The organism is Pseudomonas xionganensis (assembly GCF_009763245.1).
In the GTDB taxonomy this organism is placed as follows: Bacteria; Pseudomonadota; Gammaproteobacteria; order Pseudomonadales; family Pseudomonadaceae; genus Aquipseudomonas; species Aquipseudomonas xionganensis.
On the sequence record NZ_WKJZ01000001.1, the window covers coordinates 1,273,185 to 1,295,568 of the forward strand.

Genomic DNA, 22,384 nt, shown 5'->3' on the forward strand with positions numbered 1-22,384 from the left:
CCGGTCCGGCGGTTCAGCTGCCCAGGCGCAGATGGTTGTCCCACAACCCCGCAGGCAGGCTCAGCGCGGTGGTGCGGATGGCCGGCTGGCGACAGTCATAGAGACGGCAGCGGGTCTGGCCGGAGCTGACCACGAAGCCCACGGCGCAGGCCGCCACGCCGGCGCAGTCGGGCAGATGGACGTCCAGGCGCAGGCGCATGCTGTCCAGCTCCCAGATCAGCAAGCGGTTGCCCCGTGGCGCGGTCAGGGCCAGCAGGCGCAGTTCATCGTGGATGGCCAGGCTGGCGGTGTACTGATTCAGGCTCTGGCGCAGCGGCTCGTCGATCGCAAAGGGTTGCAGGGGCTGGCCGGGGCGCTTGATCGCCAGTAGCGGCACTGAATCGTGCAGATCGCCCATATATTGCTGGCCGCTGACCACCGTGCCGTCGCTGGCCACGGCCAGGTGGCGCACGCTGTTCTGCCGGTCGGCCAGGCGTTCGCGGCTGAGCAGGCTGCCGTCGCGGCGCATCAGCACCAGGCTGGCGTCCATGGCGTCGAGGTTCATCTCCACCCGGCTGTCGGCCTCGGTGCGGATACCACCGTTGGCCACCACCAGGGTTTCGCCGTCGGGCATCCACAGCAGCTGGTGCGGGCCGACGCCGTGGGTGGAATGCTCGTCGACGCGCGCCAGGCGCTCGCCCTGCAGGCGGTAGACACCGAGCACGCCGCGCCCGGGCTCGGTGCTGTCATTCTCAGTGGCGTACAGCCAGTCGCCGCCCTTGTGGAATACCGCGTGGCCGTTGAAGTGACGGCCGGCCGGCGTGACCAGGGTCTGCAGCAGGCGGCCATCGCGGGTGTCGATCAGGTAGCTCGCGGTGCTCGGTCGGCGGCCGACGAACAGCGCCAGCGGCAGGCCGGGGTGCGGCACCACGTCGTGGCAGCGCTCGGCTACCGGCGTGGCGAAGGCGCGCTCGCCGTCCAGGCGGTAGCCGACGGCGTAGTGGCGGCCGTCGGCGTCGTCGCGGGCAGACAGCAGCAGGGGCTGGCCGTTTGCGCCGAACAGGGTCCAGCCGGCGAAGGCACCGGTCGCGGCGCCGGCGCCGAGCAGCACACCCAGGCCGAGCAGGGTTCTGCGCTGCATGTCAGTCTCCGTCGTGGGCGTTGAAGCCGATCTGCACGCCGAGGGCCTTGGCCAGCTCGCTTTCCTGCAGGCGATGCAGTTGGTCGAGGCTGGCGTACAGCTCGTTGAGGCGGGCAAGCCCGGTTGGCTCGCCGAGCAGTTCGCCCAGGGGCCGCTCCAGGGCTGCCAGGCGCTGGCGGGTGTCCAGGTAGGCGGCGTCGATTCGCCCCGCCAGTTCAGCCTGATCACGGCCGAGCAGCGCCTTGAGGCCGTCCCCGTTGTGGCCCTGCCACAGCCGTTCGGCGCTGGCCAGGGCGGCAGCGAGGTTGGCCAGGCTGGCAGCGCTGCGCCAGGCCTCGGCCTGGTAGGGCTGGGGGTGACCTTTGCTCTGTCGACCCATGGGCGCGCCGAGCTTTTTCTTCAGGCCGTCGAGGGCGCTGATGTGTGCGCGCAGCAACTCGGCGATGGCTTCATTGGCGTCGGCGTAGCGCGCGTTGGGGAAGCGCTTGAGCTGGCTGGCCATGCCCTGCTCGGCCTGCCACTGGTCGAGCACCTCCTGGCCCAGGGCCTGTTGATGGTTGCCGATGGCTTTGAGCAGTGGGCAGTAGCGGGCTTTCTGTTCCGCCTGGCGCAAGTCCAGCGCCGGGTCGAACAGCAGGTATTCATAGGCGCTCAGGCCTTGCACCACCACGCTGGCGTTCTCCACATCGGCCTGGTTCAACTGGGGCTTGCTGCTCAGCAGGGCCTCGACCTGGCGCCGAACCAGATTCTTCTTGTCGGGCCAGAACTGCACCTGCCAGGCGCGATTGCCTTCGGCTAGCGGGCCGACCATCAGGGGTTGCAGCCCGGCCCAGGCACTCTGGGCGCTCAGAAATGCCTGGCGTGCTGCCGGCAGCGCGCTCTCTCCGGCGCAGAAGGCCGCGGCGCTGCTGGCCAGTTGCTGGTTGCTCAGCAGCCAGCTGCGATAGGCCGGCAGCACAACGCTGTCGGCCAGGGCGGCGCTGATCCTGGCTTCGGGCGGCGACTGGTCGCAGCCGGCCAGGGCCAGGCCGAGCAGGGCGGCGATCAGGGGCTTGCGTAGCATGGGATTACCTCAGAGGGAGTTGAGAAAGGCCAGCAGCGCGCTGCGCTCCTCGGCATCGAAAGTGAGTACCTGTTGCTTGGCCGCTTCTGCTTCGCCGCCATGCCAGAGGATGGCCTCCAGCAGGTTGCGCGCGCGACCATCGTGGAGGAACTGGCTGTGGCCGTTGACCGCCTCCGTCAGGCCGATGCCCCACAGTGGCGGGGTGCGCCATTCGCGGCCAGTGGCGAGAAATTCCTCGCGCTGATCGGCCAGGCCTTCGCCCATGTCGTGCAGCAGCAGGTCGCTGTAGGGACGGATCAGCTGATTGGCCAGCTCCGGCTCCGCGGCATCCGCAGCGGTGGTAAAGCTGGGGGTGTGGCACTGTTGGCAACCGGCCTGGTGGAACAGGTTCTTGCCCCTGAGCACCTCGGGGGCGTCGACCGCGCGGCGCGCTGGTACGCCCAGGTTGCGGCTGTAGAACAGCACGCTGGCGAGGATGCTGTCGCTGACCTCCGGTTCGCCGCCGTGGGGGGCGGTCTGGCAATCGCTTTGGGCTGCGCTGCAGTTGTCCCGAGGCACCAGGCTGCTGGTCAGGCCCATATCGCCGGCGAAGGCTTCGGCATTCTGCTGATTGAGGCTGGGCTGGCCGGCCTTCCAGCCGAAGCGGCCGAGCTGGGTGCTCTGGCTGGCATGATCCCAGACCCGGTTGGGGCGACCGGAAATGCCGTCGCCATCGGCGTCTTCCGGGTCGGCCTGGGCCAGGATCGCCGCCTCGGGAATGGCTTCGAGCAGGCCCAGGCCGATCATCGGTGGCGCCACCCGGGCGGAGAAGCGGGTATCCGGGTGCAGAGCGCCATAGCCCAGCTGGCTGATTTCCAGCTCGGGTTTGCGCAGCTGTACCACAGTGCCGTCGGCAAACTGCATGGGTACTTCACTGTAGCGCACCCGTACCTTGCCTTCCGGGGCAATGCCGGGGTTGGCCATATCCTGCAGCTGGGCGCCGTAGGTCGGCTCGGGCACTACCCCGAGGCGCTCGATCTGTTCGGCCGTGCCGGCGCTGTGGGGCAGCGACAGGCGCACCAGCATGGACACTGCGCTGCTGGCGTCGGTTGCGGGCGGGTGACCGCGACCGTCCTTGATATGGCAGTTCTGGCAGGCATTGGTGTTGAACAGTGGGCCGAGGCCATCACGGGCGATGGTGGTGGCCGGGGCGACGACCCAGGGGTTGCGAAAGAAGCTGTTGCCCACGGCGAAGTCCAGGCGCCGGCTGGGGGCGAGATTGGCGGCCGGCAGGGAAAACGCGTTGTGGTCGCGCTTGAATACCGTGGCACTACCGGCGGAGAGGGCTTCGCCGGGCTCGACCCGGGTGAACTGAGGGGGCTGGTCGCAGGCGCTCAGGAGCAATAGCAGGGCAAGGGTGAGCAGGCGAGGCGACAGGGCGGACATGGCGGTGGATTCGCAGGCTGAAAAACTGGCCGGCAATGGTAGCAGTGCATGTCATTAAAAATAAGATGGATTTGCATTTGCGCTTGCGGCTTTGGGTCGCAGCCATGAAAAAGGCCGACAATCGGCTGGATTGTCGGCCTTGGCTGAAGCGGCGAGCGCGCAGGCTTAGAAGCTGTGGTCGGCGGTGTCCGGGTTCAGGTCACTGATGCCCAGCTTGGCTGCTGCCTGCTCAATCCCTGCGGTCTGCTTGACCAGCGCGGCAATGGCGTCGCGGACCAGTTGCTGGCCTGCGGCGTTATCGGCGGCGATCAGCTGATCGAAGTGCTGGCCGCTGTTGGCGCTGTCGACCAGGACCTGCAGCTTGCCTTCGCTGGCTGCGAGGTCAGACTGCAGGCTGCTGTCGGCGGCCGCGTCAACCTTGGCCACCAGTTGCGACAGGCTCGGGCCACTCAGGGTGCTGCCGTCGACCTTGCGATATTCGCCCAGGTAGACGTTGCGGATGCCCTTGCCATTGTAGAAGTGCGAGTTGTGGGTGTTGTCGCTGAAGCAGTCATGCTCGTCTTCGGTGGAGTTGGCTTCCAGCGCGACCTTCATGCGCTCGCCGGCCAGTTCGCCGAGGGACAGGCTGCCCATGCCGAACAGCATCTTGCGCAGACCGTTTTCGGCCGAGTCGGCCAACAGTTCGCTGCGGTAGTTGCCTTCGACGCTGTCCTGCCATTGCTCGACCATGCTGTCCAGGTCGCTGACCAGCAGGGCGGTGGCGGCCTGCAGGTAGGCACGGCGGCGCTCGTTATGGCCACCGGTGGCACCTTCGCCGATCAGGTAGTCGGTGTAGGGCCGCTCGCCGGCGCCCGGCTCGGTGCCGTTGAGGTCCTGGCCCCAGAGCAGGAATTCGATGGCGTGGTAGCCGGTGGCAACGTTGGCCTCGGAGCCGCCCAGCTCGTTCAGGCTGGCCAGCAGTTCCGGGGTGATGGTGCTGGCATCGAGCTGGTCTTCGCCGATCTGGATCGCCGCGTTGGCAATGATATTGGCCTGGGCGCCCGGGTTGCCGAGGGCGTGCTGGTAGTCGCTGGCCACATAGTCGATCAGGCCTTCGTCCAGCGGCCAGGCATTGAGCTGGCCTTCCCAGTCGTCGACCACGGCGTTGCCGAAGCGGAACACCTCGGTCTGCATATAGGGCACGCGCGCGGCCAGCCAGGCCTGCTTGGCGGCCTGCAGGGTGTCTTCGCTGGGGTTGGCCAGCAGTGCGTCGATGGCGCTCTGCAGGGTCTTGCCGGTGCTGGCGGCGTCGCTGAACACGGCCAGGGCCAGGTCGGCATAGTGCTTGACCACCGCCTGGGCAGCAGCCTGGTCGAGCGTGCCGGTGGTCGCCGGAGCAGCGCTTTCGCTGCTGACGGCCGGAGCGGCGGCCTGGGTGGCGGGGGCTTTATCTTCGCCGCAACCGGCGAGAGCGATGGCAAGGGCGAGCAGGCTGGCGGTGGCCAAGGGATTGGAGCGCATGGGGAGTCCTTTGCGTGTCTGGCGGCGTGAGCCGGTTTTTGTGAAAGGTGAGGATAATGCGAAAGATTTGCATTTTATGCAAAGCCTTGTTGCGCTTTTGTGCTTCGTGAGGCGCAACCGTCCTTGCCGAGGTGGATGGGGCTAGAATGCCCGCATCGCCCCATCGACTTCTGGAGTGCCCCGATGAGCCTGACCAGTGTTGCCCTGATCGTTGTCCTTATACTGCTCGCTGCCTATGCCATAGCGCTCTATAACGCCCTGGTGCGGCTCAAGCATGGGGTCAGCAAGGCCTGGTCGAATATCGACGTGATGCTCAAGCAGCGCCATGAAGAGCTGCCCAAGCTGGTGGAGACCTGCAAGCAATACATGCAGCACGAGCGGGGCACCCTGGAGGCGGTGATCGCCGCCCGCAGTGCCGTGTCCAGCGCTCGGGAGAAGGGCGATCTGGGCGCCCTGGGCAAGGCCGAGACCGGTCTGCGCATGGGCCTGGGGCAGCTGTTTGCCCTGGCCGAGAATTATCCCGAGCTCAAGGCCAACGAAAGCTTTCAGCACCTGCAACAGCGCATCAGCGGTCTGGAGCACGGGATTGCCGACCGCCGCGAGCTGTACAACGAAGCGGTCAACCTGAACAACGTGCGCATCGAGCAGTTTCCCGATCTGATCATTGCCCGTCTGTTCGCCTTCAAGGCGGCGGTGCTGCTGGAGTTCAGCGAGGGCGAGAAGGCCGATGTCGATCTCAAGTCGCTGTTTGGTTGAGCCATGACGGCAGAGGGACAGATCATTGGCCTGGTCTGCAGCGGTGCGGCCAGCCTGGCGGGCGGTTGGTGGTTTATCCGGCGTTTCGCCCAGGCCCGCCATCTGCTCGATACGCCCACCTCGAAAATCCGCTCGGCGGCCCAGGGTTATGCCGAGTTCTATGGTGTGCTGGTCGCCAGCGAACAGCCCGCTCTGCTCGGCCCCCTGACCCAGACGTCCTGTCTGTGGTGGCGCTACAAGATCGAGGAATATAAATCCAACGGCAAGAACCGCAGTTGGCGGGTGCTGGAAAGTGGCAGCAGCGACGCCTGGCTGCAACTGCAGGACAGCACCGGCAACTGTCTGATCGACCCGCGTGGTGCCGAGGTGCGCCCGGCCACCCGGCAGGTCTGGCAGGGCAACCAGCGTCATCCCCTGGGGTCGGCGAAAAGCGCTTGGGCCGCGTTGTTCAGTGCTGGCAAACGCTATCGCTATACCGAGGAGCGCCTGCATGTGGGCCAGCCGCTGTACGCCATCGGTGATTTCCGCAGCCATGGTGGTGGGCGCCAGGCCTTCGACCTGAATGCCGCCAAGGGCGAGGTGATTCGCCAGTGGAAGGGTGACTTCGCCGGCCTGTTGCAGCGCTTTGACCATGACGGCAATGGTCAGCTGGATGAGCAGGAGTGGCAGCGGGTGCAAGTGGCGGCGGGGCTTGAGGCCGAGCAGCGGCGCCGTGAGCAAAGCCTGCAGCCGGTGCAGCATCGCCTGGGCAAACCGGCCGAGCGCCAGCCCTTTATCCTGTCCTGCGCTGGGGAGGACGAGCTGGTGCGGCGCTTCTACTGGCAGGCGGCAGGTGGCGCACTCCTGTGCATGATCGGCGCCCTGGCCTTTGCCTGGTTGCTGGGGGTTGAGCGGTTCTAGCCTGTGCCCACTCAGCCTTTAGGGCAAAAGCAAACGCCCCATGAACGGGGCGTTTGTGGGTCTGGCAGCATGGCTCAGAGCGTGGCGGGGTTGGCCGTGGTGTTCAGGCGCCGGGCCTGTTTCAGGTAGTTGGTCAGCTCCCGTGCCGGCAGGGGCTTGCTGTAGAAGTAGCCCTGACCCTCGTTGCAGCCCTGGGCCATGATGTAGGCCTCCTGCTCCACGGTTTCCACCCCTTCGGCGATCACCTGCATGCCCAGGCTCTTGCCCAGCTGGATGATGGCGCGAACGATGGTGGCGTCGTCTTCGTCTTCCAGCAGGTCCTGAACGAAGCTCTTGTCGATCTTGATCTTGTCCAGGGGCAGGGTCTTCAGGTAGCTCAGCGAGGAATAGCCGGTACCGAAGTCGTCGATGGCGATCAGGGCGCCGGAGCGGCGTAGGCTGAGCAGGTGCTGGGCGGCGGTATTGATGTCTTCCATCAGGCCGGTTTCGGTGACTTCCAGCTCCAGGCTGCGCGGCGGCAGGCGGTACATCTGCATCAGGTTGTTGATCACCCGCGGCAGCTCGGCATGGTGCAGCTGCACGGTGGACAGGTTGACCGCCATGCGCAGCTCGGTAAAGCCCTGGTCATGCCATTCGCGCAGTTGCTTGCAGGTCTGGTCGAGAATCCACTCGCCGATGGGGATGATGGTGCCGTTCTGCTCGGCCAGGGGGATAAACAGGTCTGGCGGGACGAAACCGTGTTGCGGATGCTGCCAGCGCAGCAGCGCCTCGACCCCCACCACGCAGTGGTCGCGGTAGTCGATCTGCGGCTGGTAGACCAGGTGGAACTGGTCCTGGGCCAGGGCGTCGCGCAGGTCCTTCTCCAGCTCGCGACGGCGGCGCATTTCACTGTCGACGCTGGCGATGTAGAACTGATAGCGGTTACGCGAACGGCTCTTGGCCAGGGTCATGGTCTGCTCGGCTTTCTGCAGCAGCTTCTCGGTACTGTCGCCATCTTCCGGGAACAGGGTGATGCCGATGGTGGCGCGCAGGCGCACTTCCTGGTTGTCCAGGGTAAAGGGGGTGTCCAGATCGTCCAGCACGCTCTGGGCCAGTTCGGCGGCCTCGTAGGGCTGTTCGATATCGGCCTGGACCAGGGCGAACTGGTCGCCGCCCAGACGGGCCAGGGCGCCCAGGCGGCCGCTGTGGCCACGCAGGCGGTCGGACAGGGCCAGCAACAGCTGGTCGCCGGTCTGGTAGCTGAACTGTTCGTTGATGCCCTTGAAGTCGTCCAGGCCGACGCAGAGTACGGCCACGCGGCGCTGCAGGCGGCCGGCGTCATCGAGGATCTGATCCAGTTGCTGTTGCAGCTGCTGGCGGTTGGGCAAGCCGGTGAGGAAGTCGTACTGGGCCATGCGCAGCAGGCTGTTTTCCGCTTCGCGGCGCAGGTGGGTGTTGCGCTCGATGGAGGACAACAGCTGGTTGGCGGTGTTGATCCACAGGCCCAGCTCGTTTTTCTCGTTGCCCTTGAGCATGGGCAGCTTGTGTTCGCTGGGGCGGTCCGGGTTGATATTGGTCAGGTGCTCGATGATCTTCGACAGTGGCTTGGTCAGCAGCCAGTGGTAGACCAGATAGAGCACCAGGCCCATGGCCAGGGCACGGAGCACGCCGGAGATAAAGATGATCACCGAATTGGTGACGAAGTTCTGTCCGTAGGGGGCGGTGTCCAGGGTGATGTTGAGGTCGCCGTAGTATTCGCTGTAAGGGCCGCGGCCGACCAGCTTGGTGACGAAGCTCTGCTCCTGGCCGAGGATCGGGTCGGTGAGCCAGCGGGTGGGCATCTCGACCCGTTCGCGGGATTTCTCCGCCAGCATGGGTTCGTTGGGATGGCCGATGGCGGCGGTGCGCACGGATTCGTGCTGGAACAGGCCCTCGATCACCTGCATGCCCATTTCCCGATCCAGGCTGTAGACCGCCTGGGTGGAGGGGTCGCGGAACATGCCGAGAATGCGTTGGGCGTCGTTGGCGATGGCCTGGCGGGTCTTGTAGGCATCAAAGACGATTTGCGCGCAACTGAGGACTACGCCAACGACCAGTGCCGAGAGCAGCACAACGCGCAGCAACTTGAGCGACAAGCTGTTTTTCAGTTCCAGCTTCAAGTGAGTTTCCTTGTTCGAGGCACTGGGCGTCCGACGTACCTGAGTATTGGCAAAGTCGCGCTTGCAGTCAAAGGGCCATTAGCAGTTTGTCCGGGATTTCTGCGCAGCCTGCTCTAAGGGTGGTCTGTCGATACTTGGCACAAGAGTTGCGATACCTCAATCACTCACTTCTTGGGGGATATGGGGATGAACAAAGCGAGTGTAGGCATTCTGGTGCTGGGGTTCTCGTCATCGGCCCATGCCAGTGGCAATGAGGCAAGCAATACCGCCTGGCTGGTGCTGGCCAGCGTGCTGGTGTTCTTTATGCAGGCCGGCTTTGCGCTGCTGGAGAGCGGCATGTCACGGGCCAAGAATGCGGTCAACGTGATGATGAAGAACTACATGGACGCCTGTGCCGGCGGCATCGTGTTCTGGCTGCTGGGCTTTGGCCTGATGTTCGGCAGCAACCTCACCGGCTGGTTCGGCACCAGTCATTTCGCGGTGCAGGAGGGCGAGCCCTGGGACTTCACCTTTCTGCTGTTCCAGATGATGTTCGCCGCCACGGCGGCCACCATCGCCAGTGGCGCCATGGCCGAGCGAACCCGTTATACGGCCTACCTGATCGGTGCGGTGGTGATCAGCGGGCTGATCTACCCGGTGTTCGGCAGCTGGGTCTGGAGTGGGATGTACGGGGGGCAGGGCTGGCTGGCCAGCCTGGGCTTTATCGACTTTGCCGGCTCCACCGTGGTGCACAGCGTGGGCGCCTGGTGCGCCCTGGCCGGCATTCTGGTGCTGGGCCCACGCCTGGGGCGCTATGCGGCGGATGGCACGCCGCGGCTGATTCCCGGGCATAACCTCAGCCTGGTGGCATTGGGCGGTTTTATCCTCTGGGTGGGCTGGTTCGGCTTCAATGCCGGCAGCAGCCTGGAAATGAATGTCAGCCTCGGCCTGATCGCTCTCAATACTCACCTGGCGGCCAGCGCCGGTGCTCTCGGGGCCTTTCTCGCCCAGCGCGGCAGCTCCAGCCCGGTGCTGCTGACCACCACGGTCAATGGCTCGCTCGGTGGTCTGGTGGGCGTTACTGCCGGCTGTGCCAGCATGCAGCCGGGATTTGCCCTGCTGACCGGGCTGGTGGCCGGTTTTGTGGTGGTGTTCGGTATGCGCCTGCTCGATCGTCTGCAACTGGATGATGTGGTCGGTGCGGTGCCGGTGCATGGTTTTGCCGGGGTTTGGGGCACCGTGGCGGCGGGGCTGTTCTTCAGTGGCGATCTGTTCAACTGGGAGCGGGTCGGGGTGCAGTTGCTGGGCGCCGCGGCCGCCTTTCTCTGGGCCTTCCCGCTGGCGTTGCTGCTCTATCTGCTGCTGGACAAGCTGTTCGGCCTGCGCGTCTCCAGCCAGGACGAGCAGCGTGGTCTGGACTACGCCGAGCATGCCGAGGTGGGCTACCCCGAGTTCAATCTGGCGCAGACCTTCGATGCCGATGCGTTGCCCGGGAGGGTAGGCAAATGAGCCTGGTGACACGCCGCCGCGCCATCTACACCGGCCTGGCCGGGCATTTTGCCGGGGATGAACTGCTGGCCGTGCTCTGTTTGTGGGAGGACCGCTATGCCGAGAAACCGCCCTTCGCCCTCAACGAGTTTCTCGCCGAGGTGGCCCAGGCCAGTGGGCAGCGCCTGGAGCGCGCCAAGCTCTACCGCGAGCTGGTCGGGGCCCTGACCGGCCCGCTCTCGGCACTGCTGCCGGATCCTGCGCCGCAGTTGCATGCCTGGCGTCAGCAGCAAGGTATGCGGGCGCCGGAGCCGGCCGTGCATGGGCAGGCGCGGCACAGCTTTGGTTTGCTCAGTCAGATGCTGTTTACCACCCTGGGCAGCGAACAGAGCGAGCGCCTGCGCCGCTTTGCTGCCGGCAATCTGGGCGGCATGCAGGTGGACGATGGCACTGGCCTGCGCCTGCGCGCCTGGTTGCTGCAGGGCGACGAGCAGGGTTTGCTGGGCCTGGCCCCGGAGCAACTGCGCAAGCTGCTCAACCTGCTGTATATCGGCCTGTGCGAGTTTCTCGGGCCGGTGGCGGCGGATCGCCTGCTCAGCCAGAGCGTGCAGCAGGTGGAGCAGTTGCAGCCAGCCTATGGGGTCAGGCAACTGCTTTGAGGGGAAGTGACAGGCTGAAAAAGTGCCGGGAGCACTTTCTGACGTCGCACAGCGACGGCCCGCAAGGGGAGCACCAGGGATGGCTGGGCACAAAAAAAACCGGTCAGCGACCGGTTTTTTTCAAGCGGGAGAAACTCAGGCCGCGTAGTTCTGGGCCACGAAGTCCCAGTTGACCAGGTTCCAGAACGCCTCGACATACTTCGGACGCATGTTGCGGTAGTCGATGTAGTAGGCGTGTTCCCACACGTCGCAGGTCAGCAGCGGGGTGTCGCCGCTGGTCAGCGGACAGCCGGCGCCGATGGTGCTGGCCAGGGCCAGCGAACCGTCAGCCTTCTTCACCAGCCAGCCCCAGCCGGAACCGAAGGTGCCGATGGAAACCTTGCTGAACTCTTCCTTGAACTTGTCGAAGGAGCCGAAGGCGGCGTTGATGGCATCCGCCAGAGCGCCGGTGGGCTGGCCACCGCCGTTGGGGCTCAGGCAGTTCCAGTAGAAGGTGTGGTTCCACACCTGGGCGGCGTTGTTGAAGATGCCGCCGGAGGAGGTCTTGACGATCTCTTCCAGGGTCTTGCCTTCAAACTCGGTGCCCGGCACCAGGTTGTTCAGGTTCACCACATAGGTGTTGTGGTGCTTGTCGTGGTGGTATTCCAGGGTTTCCTTGGAAATGTGCGGCTGCAGGGCGTCATGGGCGTACGGCAGTGGCGGCAATTCGAAAGCCATGGTTGATCTCCTAATCAGGTCGGGTGCGGGGTGCGCTAAGCCGATCACGGGCGGCTATGGGTGCGGCGCTTATATGACATGCGCCGCGAGCCCTGAATCATAGCACCGGCCTTGAGCCTTAAACACGCGACAACTGTGTGGGAACCCGCTCAGCCAAGCGAGGGGTTGGCCAGCAATTGGGCGGCGATGGTGAACATCATCAGCGCCACGCCTAGGTCAATCACCCGCCAGGTCGCCGGCCGCGCCAGCCAGGGGGCCAGCCAGGCGGCGCCCAGGGCCAGGCTCATAAACCACAGCAGCGAGGCGCTGGCGGCGCCCAGGGCATAGGCGCCGGGCACGGCCTGCTGGGCACCGAGGGAGCCGATCAGCAGCACGGTATCCAGATACACATGGGGGTTGAGCAGGGTCACCGCCAGGGCGGCCAGCAGCACGGCGCGCAGCGAACGGGGTGTGCCCAGGCCATGGGCATTCAGAGCCTGGGGCCGGCAGGCGCGCAGCAGGGCCTGGGCGCCGTACCAGAGGAGAAAGGCAGCGCCGCCCCACAGGGCGATATGCAGCAGCAGTGGGCTTTGCGCCAGCAGGGTGGCCAGGCCGAATACCCCGGCGGCGACCAGCAGGGCGTCGCACAGCACGCAGAGCAGCGCCACCGGCAGGTGGTGCTCGCGGCGCAGGCTCTGGGCCAAGACGAAGGCATTCTGCGCGCCCAGGGCGATGATCAGGCCGGCGGCGATAATCAGGCCGTTGCTGTAGCTCTGCCACATATCAGCGGGGCTCCCGGGCCAGTTGATGCAATACCTGCAGGGCCCGTTCGGCATCGGCCTGGGCCACGAACAGATGGTCGTGGTGGTAACCGGCGATCACATTGCAGCTGATGCCGGCACCGGCCAGCGCCGTGGCAAAGGCCGCCGTCAGGCCAACCGCCGCCAGGGCGGAATGCACCTCGAGGGTGATCCAGGCGGCCTGGTAGTCGTAGTCCAGGCCCATGTGCTCGGCGGCCTCCCGGGGCAGGATCAGGGTCATGCCCTCGGTTTCGCGAAAGCTGCCCAGGGCCACGGCAAGCTGCTCGGCGCTGGGGGAAGGCAGGCTGCAGAAGACGTAGGTGCCGGGGTTGAGGCGCGGCGCGAGGCCGGCCAGCAGTGTGCTCAGTGACGTTTCGCCGGACATGTCAGGTTCCTGTCTGAGATTGCGATGGGGGCAGTCTGGGGCCAGTTGTTGTATAAGAAAAATCAATGATACTCATGACTCATTAGGGATTCTTATTTTGTTCGACTACAAGTTGCTTGCCGCCCTGGCGGCGGTGGTGGAGCAGGCCGGCTTCGAACGGGCGGCCCAGGTGCTGGGCTTGTCACAATCGGCGGTGTCGCAGCGGATCAAGCTGCTGGAGGCGCGGGTCGGCCAGCCGGTGCTGATGCGCGTCAGCCCTCCCGTGGCCACGGCAGTGGGCCAGCGCCTGCTCAACCATGTGCAGCAGGTGCGCCTGCTGGAGCGCGACCTGCAGGCCCAGGTGCCGAGCCTGGATGAAGGGGGCGCGCCGGAGCGCCTGCGCATTGCCTTGAATGCCGACAGCCTGGCCACCTGGTGGGCGTCGGCGGTGGGCGATTTCTGCGCCGAGCAGCGCCTGCTGCTGGAGCATCTGGTGGAGGATCAGGATGTCGGCCTCAAGCGCATGCGCGCCGGTGAAGTGGCCGCCTGCCTGTGTGCCAGCGAGCGGCCCCTGGCCGGAGCCCGGGCCGAGTTGCTGGGTGCCATGCGTTACCGGGCCCTGGCCAGTCCGGACTTTATCCGCCGGCATTTCGCCGAGGGCGTGAGCGCGCCGGCTCTGGCCCGCGCCCCGGCCATCGTCTTTGGGCCGGATGACCAGCTGCAGCATCGCTACCTGGCAGCCTTGGGCCAGGAGGGTGGCTTCTGTCATCACCTCTGTCCTTCCTCGGAAGGCTTTGTGCGCCTGGCCGAGGCCGGCTTCGGCTGGGGGCTGATGCCGGAGCTGCAGGTGCAGGCCGAATTGGGTCGGGGCAGCCTGGTCGAGTTGCTGCCGCAAAGGCCTGTGGATGTGCCGCTGTACTGGCACCACTGGCGCAATGGTGGGGCCCTGCTGGAGCAACTGACCCGCCATCTGCATCGCCAGGCGGATAAATGGCTGGTGCCGGTGGTGGGCGTATAAAGCGCATGTGATGGGGCGCCAAGGGGTGAGCGGGGCGCTCACCCCTTGGCGCCCTGCCCATCTGGCTTACAGCTGAAACTGCCCCAGCAACTGCTGCTGGTCACTGGCCACGTTACGCAGGCGCTCGCCGCTGTGGCGGGTATTGGCGGCGTTTTCGCGATTTTCCGCAGTCATGGCGCTGAGCTGATGCATATGCTGGTTGACCTCCTGGGTGGTGGCGGCCTGCTGCTCGGCTGCGGCGGCGATCTGAAAGGCCAGGCCGTGTACGGCCTGCAGGGACTGCTCCAGGTCGCTGAGGGTGGTCAGTACCGCCTGAGTTTCGTCTTCCAGGGCGCGGGCCTGGGTGGTGGAACCCTGCATGCTGCTCAGGGCCTGCTGCGAGGAGTCGCCCAGGGTGGCGATGATCTGCACGATCTCCTCGGTGGCGGTGCGGGTGCGCATGGCCAGGCTGCGCACTTCATCGGCCACCACGGCAAAGCCTCGCCCCTGCTCGCCGGCGCGGGCGGCCTCGATGGCGGCATTCAGGGCCAGCAGGTTGGTCTGTTCGGCAATGCCGCGAATCACTTCCAGTACCGAGGCGATCTGCTGGCTGTTGCCGGCCAGGGTCTGCACCACCTGATCGGCTTCGCGCAGGCCGCCGAGCAGCTGATCCTGGCGACCGATCATGCGCTGCAGGGTGCCCTGCATGGCGGCGAAGGCGCTGCGTGCCGCTTCGCTGCTGTCGGCGCTCTGGCTGGCGTTGGCGGCGATCTCCTGCACGGTGGCAGCCATCTGGTCGACGGCACTGACCACCATTTCCAGGGCTTCCTGTTGCTGGTCGAGGCGACTGCTGGTCTGTCCGGCGGCGGCCAGGATATCGCCACTGGCGTGATCCACCGCGCTGCTGGCCTGGTGCAGTTGCTCGATCACTCGGCGCCAGGCCGCGGCCATTTCATGCAGGGCCTGCATCAGGCCGTTACCGCCCGCCGCCGGGTGGCTGAGCTGCAGCTGGCCGGCGGCCAGTTGCTGGGCCAGTTGCGCCATATTCTGCGGCTCGCCGCCCAGGGGGCGCATTACGCTGCGGCTGACCAGCCAGGTGGCGAGGCCCACGGCGACCATGGTCAGCAGACCGAGCAGGAGGATCTGCAGCATCAGCGCGCGCACCGGGGCGAAGGCCTGGGTTTGATCCATCTCGGCCACCAGGGCCCAGTGCAGGCCGTCGAACTGCAGCGGCACAAAGGCCTTGAGTGCCTGCTGGCCGGCCAGGCCGGTTTCGCTCAGGCGGCCGCTGTCGCCACCCAGGGCGCGCTGGAAGGCTTCGCCCTGCAGTGGCGTGCCCGCTTGTTGGGCGCGGGGGGCCTGGTGTGCGGGGAAACGCACCGAATCCGAGCGCAGCAGGCCATCGCTGCCCACCAGATAGGTTTCGCCGGCCTCGCCCAGACCCTGGCGGGTCTGCATCACCTGGTTGAGCGGGGCGATGGGCAGTTCGAGCAGCAACAGTGCGGTCAGCTCGCCATCACTGTGTATGGGGCTGGCAAGGAACTGGCTGGGTTCGCCGGTCTGCGGGTTGACGCTGAGGTCGCTGAGGTGTGCCTGGCCGCTGCTCAGGCTGTGCTGGGCCAGGCGGCCCATGGGGTGTTCGCGCCAGCTGCCGGTCAACAGGTTCTGCTGGTAATCCTCGCCGCGCAGCACGCTGAAGATCACCTGGCCATCGCCGTCCACCAGCTTGAGGTCGCGGTAGCCGTAGGTCTGGGTGAAGTTCTCGAAAATCGGTCGGTCGTAGTTGGCGGCGCTGATCAGGGAAGGGCCGGTGAGGCCGCTGTAGCTGGTGCTCAGGTTGCTGGCCAGGGTGCCCAGCTGGTTGTGCCGGGCCTGGAGATTATCCAGCAGCTGCTGCTGTTTGATATTTGCAACGGCTTCCAGGGCGTCCAGGCTCTGCTCCTGCAAGGCTTTGCTGGCCTGCAGATAGACCGTGATGGCCATCGCTAGCACAGGGAAAAGGCCGATAAGTAAATAGCTTAGGGCGAGCTTGAGGCGTAACGGCATGTCTATGGGCTCCGCGGGTGGGAAGGTGACAGACTGATAGGTGTTTAAGATTCTGCAAGAATCGTGCGAATTGCTTGACGATGTGTCAATAAAAATGATCGGTCAGTCTGTGGTTTGCGGGTCAGGGCTTGTCGCTGGGTGATGGGCAGCCGTCTGCGCCGTGTTCAGGCACAGTGGGGGTGGGAGAAAAGGTAACTGCTGTCGCCGCCTGGGAGCGGGCGGCGGAAGGGAAGGCCTGTTACTCGATTTCGATGCGGCCGGAACCGGGCAATTGTTCGATACAGCGGGCGCCGAACAGCCGCGAGGGGGTGAAGTAACCGCCGGGGCCCTGGTAATCGAGCAGATGACGCACCGCCAGCAGCGCGCCGTGTACCGTCACCTCGTAGCCGTTGGCGGTCTGCAGGCGGGCCGTCCTGACCTGCCCGGCGGCATTGCGTGCCTCGCCCCATAGCCAGGTGCGCTGGCGCTCCCGGGCCTGGGCATCCGGGCCTTTGACCTTGCGTCCGATCAGGCCCTTGAGCCAGTTCTGCACGGCATTCAGGCCGAGCAGGCCCCGCAGCGGGTCGATCAGGCGCATCAGGATGGCAATGGCCGGTGGGGTCGTCAGGTACACCTCGATATTGCCGATGCCGGTGCTGTGATAGGCGGTGGAGACATCGCCCCAGGGGATGGTCACGGCCGGCTTCTCGCCGCGACCAAAGTTGATCGAGCGGCGTTTGTAACCCAGCGGCACATCGGTGATCACCCCGGCGCGGCGCACCTTGCCGCCGAACTTGAGGCCCTCCACCGAGGTCTTGGCCGTGCCCGGCGACAGCCCGCTGCCACTGTCGAAGCCCAGGGCCAGGTCACAGGCATCGGGCAGGGCCTGGTGCAGGCAGGTGGCCAGGCAGTCGCTGGGGATGACATCGAAACCGACGCCGGGACAGACCACCAGGCCCAGTTCCCGGGCCTGGGTGTCGCGCTGCCGGGCCGCTTCGAACACGCCGATTTCCCCGGTGATGTCCACATAGTGGGTGGCACTGGCCAGGCAGGCGTCCAGCATCGGCGCGCTGGTGGCGGAGAAGGGCCCGGCGCAGTGCACCACCACGGCGATATCGGCCAGCACCTCGCGGGCCCGGGCCTGTTCATCCAGGTCGAAGATGCGGCATTCCAGGCCCAGCAGGCTGCCCAGGGCATGCACCGCCGCCGGGTTGCGCCCGCCGAGTATGGGGTTCAGGCCCTGGCGCTTGGCCTCGCTTGCAAGCAAGTGCCCGGTGTAGCCGTTGGCGCCGTAGATCATCCAGTTACTGGCCATGTACGTTTTCCTGGTCTCGATTGAGTGCGTAGCAAGCTTAGTCGTTTCCTGGGTGACTGCGGCCCGATCCTCCGTGCAGTGGGTCGCTATTCTGGCCGCCAGGGTCACTCGGCCTGCGCCTGCGCGCTGCTAGAGTGGCAACAGGCTCGAACAGGGGGAAGCCATGAAGATCTTGGTCACGGGTGCCAGCGGTTTTATTGGTGGGCGCTTTGCCCGTTGCGCTCTGCAGCAGGGCCTGCAGGTGCGCATCAACGGCCGCCGGGCCGAGGCGGTGTCGGCATTGCGTGAGGCGGGAGGCGAATTTGTCCAGGGCGATCTGGGTGACCCCGAACTGGTCAGGCGTCTGTGCCAGGACGTCGAGGCGGTGGTGCACTGTGCCGGCGCGGTGGGGGTGTGGGGCGACTATGCGCACTTCTACCAGGCCAATGTGCAGGTCACCGAGAACCTGATCGAAGCCTGTCTGCAGCAGGGTGTGCGACGCCTGGTGCACCTGTCTTCGCCCTCGGTGTATTTCGACGGCCAGGCCCATGTCGGCCTGCGCGAGGAGCAGCTGCCGCGGCGCTTTTCCGATCACTACGGGCAGACCAAATACCTGGCCGAGCAGCGGGTGTTCGCCGCCCAGGCACGGGGCCTGGAGGTGCTGGCGCTGCGCCCGCGCTTTGTCACCGGGGCGGGTGATGCCAGCATCTTCCCGCGGCTGATCAATATGCAGCGCAAGGGGCGCCTGTCGATTATCGGCAATGGCCTGAACCGGGTGGACTTCACCAGCGTGGACAACCTCAATGACGCCCTGCTCAGCTGCCTGCAGGTGGGCGAGCAGGCCCTGGGGCGGGTCTACAACATCAGCAATGGCGAGCCGCTGCCCTTGTGGGAGGTGGTCAACCATGTGCTGCGTCGCCTCGACCTGCCGCCGGTCACTCGGCATCTGCCCTATGGCTTGGCCTATGCCGCGGCAGCGCTCAATGAAGGCATCTGCCGGCTGCTGCCGGGGCGCCCGGAGCCGACCCTGTTTCGTCTCGGTGTGGCGGTGATGGCCAAGGATTTCTCCCTGGATATCAGCCAGGCCCGGCAGTACCTGGGCTACGAGCCGCGGGTCAGCCTGTGGACGGCCCTGGATGAGTTCTGTCAGTGGTGGCAGGCGCAGCAGGGCAAGGCCTGAGCCTGCTCAGGCATACACCCGCTGGCCGCGATAGATGCGCACCGAACCGCTGCGTGCGGCGACATGGGCGGCTTCGACCAGTGCTGGCACGCTTGGCGCGCTCTGGTAGGGCATATCGCTGAGCTGCGCCAGGCGCTGGCCCAGCTGGCGGGTTTCCTCGTTGCTGGAGGCCAGGCAGGCGCTGAGCATGGCGCTGATCGCATCCGTCTGGCTCAGGCGGATATCCACCGCCTGTTCTTCGCGCAGCTTGCGGCGCAGGGCCTGCATGCAATCGAGCACCGCTTTGTTCAGTTCCATATGCCATCCCCCGATAGTCGTCACTGAATGGGTGTCACCACCCTGGTAGTAGGGATATTGCAAGCGCCGTACCAAATGCTCGATTGGCGAACTCCGTGGCCTGGCGCGTGGTCTGAGGCGGGACGCGCGCCCTTCGTCGGTGCGTTGCGCACCGCAGCTGCGCAACGCTGAAGCGCCCCGGGCGAATCGTTATACTGCGCCCAGTCTTTGCCTCCCTGGCTTTATTTGAAGGTTTACCCCATGCGTAATGATGCTCGCGACGAACTCGATCATGTGCCCAGTCTGACCCCGGATCGGGGCGATCAGGATGACTTCGCCGAGGCCCATGTCGAGCCGCGTAGCCCGGCTTACGCGCGTGCGCCGGTTGCGCCGCAGAAGACGGCCGGTAACGGGCCGCTGTGGGCACTGGTCGGTGCCCTGACGATCGCCCTGGGTGGTTTGGGCTGGTGGAGTTTTCAGCAGATCAGCCTGATGGAGCAGCAACTGGTGGCGACCCAGGAGAGCTTTGCCCGCATCAGCGAGGAAGCCGCCGGGCGCATTCAGGATATTTCCGGCAAGGTGGTGGCCACCGAGTCCAGCGTGCTCGGTGACAGCGAAGCGCTCAAGCTGCGGGTCAAACAGCTGGAAAACCAATTGGCCGAACTGGGCAAGCAGCAACAGAGCCTGAGCAGCCAGCAGGGCAGCTTCAATACCCGCGTCGAGCAACTGGCAGGCGAGCTGAAGAGCCAGCAGGGCGTCACCGGCAAGTTCGAGGACAACCTCAAGGCCCTGGCCAACGAGCAGGCCAGCCTGAAAAAGGAACAGGTGGCGCTGAAAACCGCCCAGGCCGACACCGGCAAGCTGGAAGCCCAACTGCAGAGCCTGACGACGGATATCGAAGCCCTGAAGAAACTGGGCAACCCCAATACCGCCATCGCCCGCATCGAACAGGATCTGCTGGTGCTCAAGAGCGATCTGGAAACCCGCGCCGCCAGCAGCAGCTCCACCGCCGAGTTCGACGCTTTCCGTGCGCAGATGACGCGCAATATCAGCACCCTGCAGGCCCAGGTGGTCAACCTGCAGCAGCAGATCGACGCCCGCTAAAGCCCAGGCCGTTATGAAAAAGCCCGCTGAACTCAGCGGGCTTTTTCGTGGCGCTGTTACAGCGTCGGGTAGTCCAGATAGCCCTCGGCGCCCTGGCCGTAGAAGGTTTCCGGCCGTGGCGGGTTGAGCTCGGCATCCTGGGCCAGGCGGGCCGGCAGATCCGGGTTGGCGATAAAGGGCACGCCGAAGGCCACCGCATCGGCCTTGCCCGCCGCCAGCCAGGCGTTGGCCTGCTCCTTGGTAAAGCCCTCGTTGGCGATAAATACGCCACCAAAGGCCTCTTTCAGGCGCGGCGCCAGGCTGTCCTCGGCCTCATGTTCTCGGGCGCAGATAAAGGCGATACCGCGCTTGCCCAGCTCACGGGCGACATAGGTGAAGGTCTCGGCGCGATCGGCGTCGCCCATGTCGTGGGCATCGGCGCGGGGGGCCAGGTGCACGCCAACCCGGCCGGCGCCCCACACCTCGATGGCCGCATCGGTCACTTCCAGCAGCAGGCGTGCGCGGTTTTCCAGGCTGCCGCCGTAGCGGTCGCTGCGCTGGTTGGTGCTGCTCTGCAGGAACTGGTCGAGCAGGTAACCGTTGGCGCCGTGGATCTCCACACCGTCAAAGCCGGCGGCCTTGGCGTTTTCCGCGCCCTGGCGGTAGGCCTCGACGATATCGGCGATTTCTTCGGTTTCCAGGGCGCGCGGGGTGACGAAGTCTTTTATCGGGCGCACCAGGCTGACGTGTCCGGCAGGCTTGACGGCGCTGGGCGCCACCGGCAGTTCACCGTTCAGATAGATGGGGTCGGAGATGCGCCCCACATGCCAGAGCTGGAGCACGATCTTGCCGCCGGCGGCATGCACCGCCTGGGTGATATTGCGCCAGCCGCGCACCTGCGCATCCGACCAGATGCCGGGGGTGTCCGGGTAGCCGACGCCCATCGGCGTCACGGCGGTGGCTTCGCTGATGATCAGCCCGGCGCTGGCGCGCTGCACGTAATACTCGGCCATCAGCGCATTGGGCACGCGGCCTTCGTCGGCGCGGCAGCGGGTCAGCGGGGCCATGATGATGCGGTTGTGCAGGTGCAGATCACCGATCTGGATAGGGTCGAAAAGGGTGCTCATGAATCTCTCCATCTGCCTGGAAAAGGACGTATCGTGGTGCTGCGAACCTTAGCGCGGGGCTGCTCGGGAAGCAGATCGTTTGCCGCGATAGTGATCATCGAATGAGCTGATAAATGAACTACCTGGCCCATCTTCATCTGGGCGGCGACGCCCCGGCCCAGCTGCTCGGCAGCCTCTATGGCGACTTCGTCAAGGGGCCGCTGGCCGGGCAGTGGCCGGCGGATATCGAGGCGGCCATCCGCCTGCACCGACGTATCGACGCCTTTACCGACAGCCATCCCTTGCAGGCCCAGGCCCGTGCGCGCTTTCCCGCTGAGCGGCGGCGTTACAGCGGCATGCTGCTGGATGTGTTCTTCGATCACTGCCTGGCCCGGCACTGGGCCGACTATGCCGCCGAGCCTCTGCCGCGCTTTACCGGGCGGGTCTACCAGGTGCTGGCTGGCGAACCGCAGCTGCCTGGACGCCTGGCCCTGATCGCGCCGCGTATGGCGGCGCAGGACTGGCTGGGCAGTTATCGCGAGTTTGCGGTGCTGGCGCAGGTGGTAGCCGGCCTGCAGCGGCGCCTGTCGCGGCCAGAGGCCCTGGCCGGGGCGATGGTTGAACTGGAGCGCTTGTATCAGCCGCTGCTGGAGGACTTTCGCGCCTTCTATCCCGAGCTGCAGGCGTTTGCAGCCCAGGAACGCGCACGGTTGAGCGATTAGGCCGCCTGGCTGGCTCGCGCCGGGGCGTCGCCAAACAGCGCCTGGCCGATGGCCTGCTGGGCCTGGCGGGCCAGGGCATTGCGGTTCAGTTCGCGGCTGTCGATGGGTGTCAGCAGCTGGATCTGCACCTCGCCCAGGTCACTGGCCAGCAGGCGCAGCAGGTGGCTGAGCATATCGTCGTCGCCGACAAAGGGCGCCACGCTGCACGGCTGGCCGCCACGCAGGTAGCGGATGGCCACCGGCTGCACCGGCACGCCGCTGTCGATGGCGCTGCTCAGCAGGCGGCCGTGGAAGGTGCGCAGGCCCAGGCCATCGGTGGTGGTGCCTTCGGGGAAGATCAGCAGAGGGCGGCCGCGTTGCAGATGACGGTTGAGCTGCTGGCCGACCAGGCCGCTGTCGCCCGAACCGCGGCGGATAAACAGGGTGCCGGCCTTGTGCGCCAGCCAGCCGGCCACCGGCCAGGTGCGCACCTCGGCCTTGGACAGAAAGGACAGCGGGGTGAGCATGCCGAGCAGCGGGATATCGGTCCAGGACACATGATTGCTGACCCACAGCATGGGCTGACGCGGCAGCCCGCCCTGCACCTGCAGGCGAAACGGCAGGGCGCCGGTCAGGCGCGCGAGAAACCAGCGGGTCAGGCGCTGGCGGGTGGGCATCAGGTCATGCCGCACCAGACGTTCCAGCAGGGTCACCCCGGTGGCCAGCAGGGCGCCCAGGCTGATCACCGCCAACAGGCGCAGCAGACGCAGGTATAAACGCAGTTTTTTCATCGGCCTCTCCGCGGGCAACGTCGGGCTAACAGGCATAACGGCG

At 65.9% G+C, this 22,384-nt stretch carries 21 protein-coding genes; 8 read left to right on the forward strand and 13 right to left on the reverse strand.

All coding sequences use genetic code 11. The features are described 5' to 3' along the window. Positions 1 to 13: 13 nt before the first annotated feature. From GJV18_RS05780 to GJV18_RS05795, 4 genes are all read right to left on the reverse strand, one after another. Positions 14 to 1,120, reverse strand: a complete 1,107-nt coding sequence (locus GJV18_RS05780) for a DUF1513 domain-containing protein (protein ID WP_160343748.1) — start codon at positions 1,118 to 1,120, stop codon at positions 14 to 16. Between the two features lies 1 nt (position 1,121). Then, the gene (locus GJV18_RS05785; RefSeq protein ID WP_160343749.1) at positions 1,122 to 2,183 is read right to left on the reverse strand and encodes an imelysin family protein; all 1,062 of its coding nucleotides are present in this window, start codon (positions 2,181 to 2,183) and stop codon (positions 1,122 to 1,124) included. A 9-nt stretch (positions 2,184 to 2,192) separates the two neighbouring features. Next, positions 2,193 to 3,608 (reverse strand): di-heme oxidoreductase family protein, encoded by a 1,416-nt coding sequence (locus GJV18_RS05790; protein ID WP_160343750.1) that lies wholly within the window; start codon positions 3,606 to 3,608, stop codon positions 2,193 to 2,195. A gap of 165 nt (positions 3,609 to 3,773) precedes the next feature. Further along, entirely contained in the window at positions 3,774 to 5,108 is a 1,335-nt protein-coding gene (locus tag GJV18_RS05795; protein ID WP_160343751.1) for an imelysin family protein, read from the reverse strand. A 183-nt stretch (positions 5,109 to 5,291) separates the two neighbouring features. Here GJV18_RS05795 and GJV18_RS05800 point away from each other — a divergent pair, with 183 nt between their 5' ends. Together GJV18_RS05800 and GJV18_RS05805 are read left to right on the forward strand one after the other, a co-directional pair. After that, positions 5,292 to 5,864: a LemA family protein gene (locus GJV18_RS05800; protein WP_160343752.1), complete on the forward strand. Its 573-nt coding sequence runs from the start codon at positions 5,292 to 5,294 to the stop codon at positions 5,862 to 5,864. Positions 5,865 to 5,867: 3 nt separating this feature from the next. Continuing rightward, positions 5,868 to 6,764, forward strand: a complete 897-nt coding sequence (locus GJV18_RS05805; protein ID WP_160343753.1) for a GIDE domain-containing protein — start codon at positions 5,868 to 5,870, stop codon at positions 6,762 to 6,764. A 74-nt stretch (positions 6,765 to 6,838) separates the two neighbouring features. Here the strand turns inward: GJV18_RS05805 and GJV18_RS05810 are convergent, their stop codons facing one another. After that, positions 6,839 to 8,902: a putative bifunctional diguanylate cyclase/phosphodiesterase gene (locus GJV18_RS05810; protein ID WP_160343754.1), complete on the reverse strand. Its 2,064-nt coding sequence runs from the start codon at positions 8,900 to 8,902 to the stop codon at positions 6,839 to 6,841. A gap of 186 nt (positions 8,903 to 9,088) precedes the next feature. Between GJV18_RS05810 and GJV18_RS05815 the strand changes: the two genes are divergently transcribed. Both GJV18_RS05815 and GJV18_RS05820 read left to right on the forward strand, forming a co-directional pair. Then, positions 9,089 to 10,390, forward strand: a complete 1,302-nt coding sequence (locus GJV18_RS05815) for an ammonium transporter (RefSeq protein ID WP_160343755.1) — start codon at positions 9,089 to 9,091, stop codon at positions 10,388 to 10,390. After that, positions 10,387 to 11,028, forward strand: coding sequence for a hypothetical protein (locus GJV18_RS05820; RefSeq protein WP_160343756.1), 642 nt, complete (start codon positions 10,387 to 10,389; stop codon positions 11,026 to 11,028). Before GJV18_RS05815 ends, GJV18_RS05820 begins: the two co-directional genes overlap by 4 nt. A 135-nt stretch (positions 11,029 to 11,163) precedes the next feature. Here GJV18_RS05820 and GJV18_RS05825 read toward each other — a convergent pair whose 3' ends face one another. The 3 genes from GJV18_RS05825 to GJV18_RS05835 all read right to left on the reverse strand — a co-directional run bounded on the left by GJV18_RS05825 (position 11,164) and on the right by GJV18_RS05835 (position 12,909). Then, positions 11,164 to 11,745: a superoxide dismutase gene (locus GJV18_RS05825; RefSeq protein ID WP_160343757.1), complete on the reverse strand. Its 582-nt coding sequence runs from the start codon at positions 11,743 to 11,745 to the stop codon at positions 11,164 to 11,166. 149 nt (positions 11,746 to 11,894) lie between these two features. Next, positions 11,895 to 12,506 (reverse strand): LysE/ArgO family amino acid transporter, encoded by a 612-nt coding sequence (locus GJV18_RS05830; RefSeq protein WP_160343758.1) that lies wholly within the window; start codon positions 12,504 to 12,506, stop codon positions 11,895 to 11,897. Between the two features lies 1 nt (position 12,507). After that, a complete protein-coding gene (locus tag GJV18_RS05835; protein ID WP_160343759.1) occupies positions 12,508 to 12,909 on the reverse strand; it encodes an ACT domain-containing protein in 402 nt (133 codons plus the stop codon). Between the two features lie 97 nt (positions 12,910 to 13,006). Between GJV18_RS05835 and GJV18_RS05840 the strand changes: the two genes are divergently transcribed. Continuing rightward, a complete protein-coding gene (locus tag GJV18_RS05840) occupies positions 13,007 to 13,906 on the forward strand; it encodes a LysR family transcriptional regulator ArgP (protein ID WP_233280073.1) in 900 nt (299 codons plus the stop codon). 66 nt (positions 13,907 to 13,972) lie between these two features. Here the strand turns inward: GJV18_RS05840 and GJV18_RS05845 are convergent, their stop codons facing one another. Together GJV18_RS05845 and GJV18_RS05850 are read right to left on the reverse strand one after the other, a co-directional pair. Continuing rightward, positions 13,973 to 15,931 carry a methyl-accepting chemotaxis protein gene (locus GJV18_RS05845; protein ID WP_160343761.1) on the reverse strand — a complete coding sequence of 653 codons (1,959 nt, stop codon included), beginning with the start codon at positions 15,929 to 15,931 and terminating at the stop codon, positions 13,973 to 13,975. Between the two features lie 238 nt (positions 15,932 to 16,169). Beyond that, positions 16,170 to 17,225: a saccharopine dehydrogenase family protein gene (locus GJV18_RS05850; RefSeq protein WP_160343762.1), complete on the reverse strand. Its 1,056-nt coding sequence runs from the start codon at positions 17,223 to 17,225 to the stop codon at positions 16,170 to 16,172. A gap of 163 nt (positions 17,226 to 17,388) precedes the next feature. Here GJV18_RS05850 and GJV18_RS05855 point away from each other — a divergent pair, with 163 nt between their 5' ends. Beyond that, positions 17,389 to 18,384, forward strand: a complete 996-nt coding sequence (locus GJV18_RS05855) for an NAD-dependent epimerase/dehydratase family protein (protein WP_160343763.1) — start codon at positions 17,389 to 17,391, stop codon at positions 18,382 to 18,384. Between the two features lie 6 nt (positions 18,385 to 18,390). Here the strand turns inward: GJV18_RS05855 and GJV18_RS05860 are convergent, their stop codons facing one another. Continuing rightward, the gene (locus tag GJV18_RS05860) at positions 18,391 to 18,681 is read right to left on the reverse strand and encodes a hypothetical protein (protein ID WP_160343764.1); all 291 of its coding nucleotides are present in this window, start codon (positions 18,679 to 18,681) and stop codon (positions 18,391 to 18,393) included. A gap of 240 nt (positions 18,682 to 18,921) precedes the next feature. Between GJV18_RS05860 and GJV18_RS05865 the strand changes: the two genes are divergently transcribed. Next, positions 18,922 to 19,764 (forward strand): ATPase, encoded by an 843-nt coding sequence (locus GJV18_RS05865; RefSeq protein WP_160343765.1) that lies wholly within the window; start codon positions 18,922 to 18,924, stop codon positions 19,762 to 19,764. Positions 19,765 to 19,820: 56 nt separating this feature from the next. Here the strand turns inward: GJV18_RS05865 and GJV18_RS05870 are convergent, their stop codons facing one another. After that, a complete protein-coding gene (locus GJV18_RS05870) occupies positions 19,821 to 20,870 on the reverse strand; it encodes an alkene reductase (RefSeq protein ID WP_160343766.1) in 1,050 nt (349 codons plus the stop codon). A 113-nt stretch (positions 20,871 to 20,983) separates the two neighbouring features. Here GJV18_RS05870 and GJV18_RS05875 point away from each other — a divergent pair, with 113 nt between their 5' ends. Then, the gene (locus GJV18_RS05875; RefSeq protein ID WP_160343767.1) at positions 20,984 to 21,571 is read left to right on the forward strand and encodes an acyl carrier protein phosphodiesterase; all 588 of its coding nucleotides are present in this window, start codon (positions 20,984 to 20,986) and stop codon (positions 21,569 to 21,571) included. Here GJV18_RS05875 and GJV18_RS05880 read toward each other — a convergent pair. Beyond that, the gene (locus GJV18_RS05880) at positions 21,568 to 22,341 is read right to left on the reverse strand and encodes a lysophospholipid acyltransferase family protein (RefSeq protein ID WP_160343768.1); all 774 of its coding nucleotides are present in this window, start codon (positions 22,339 to 22,341) and stop codon (positions 21,568 to 21,570) included. The two genes, GJV18_RS05875 and GJV18_RS05880, sit on opposite strands and share 4 nt — an antisense overlap. Positions 22,342 to 22,384 lie beyond the last annotated feature (43 nt).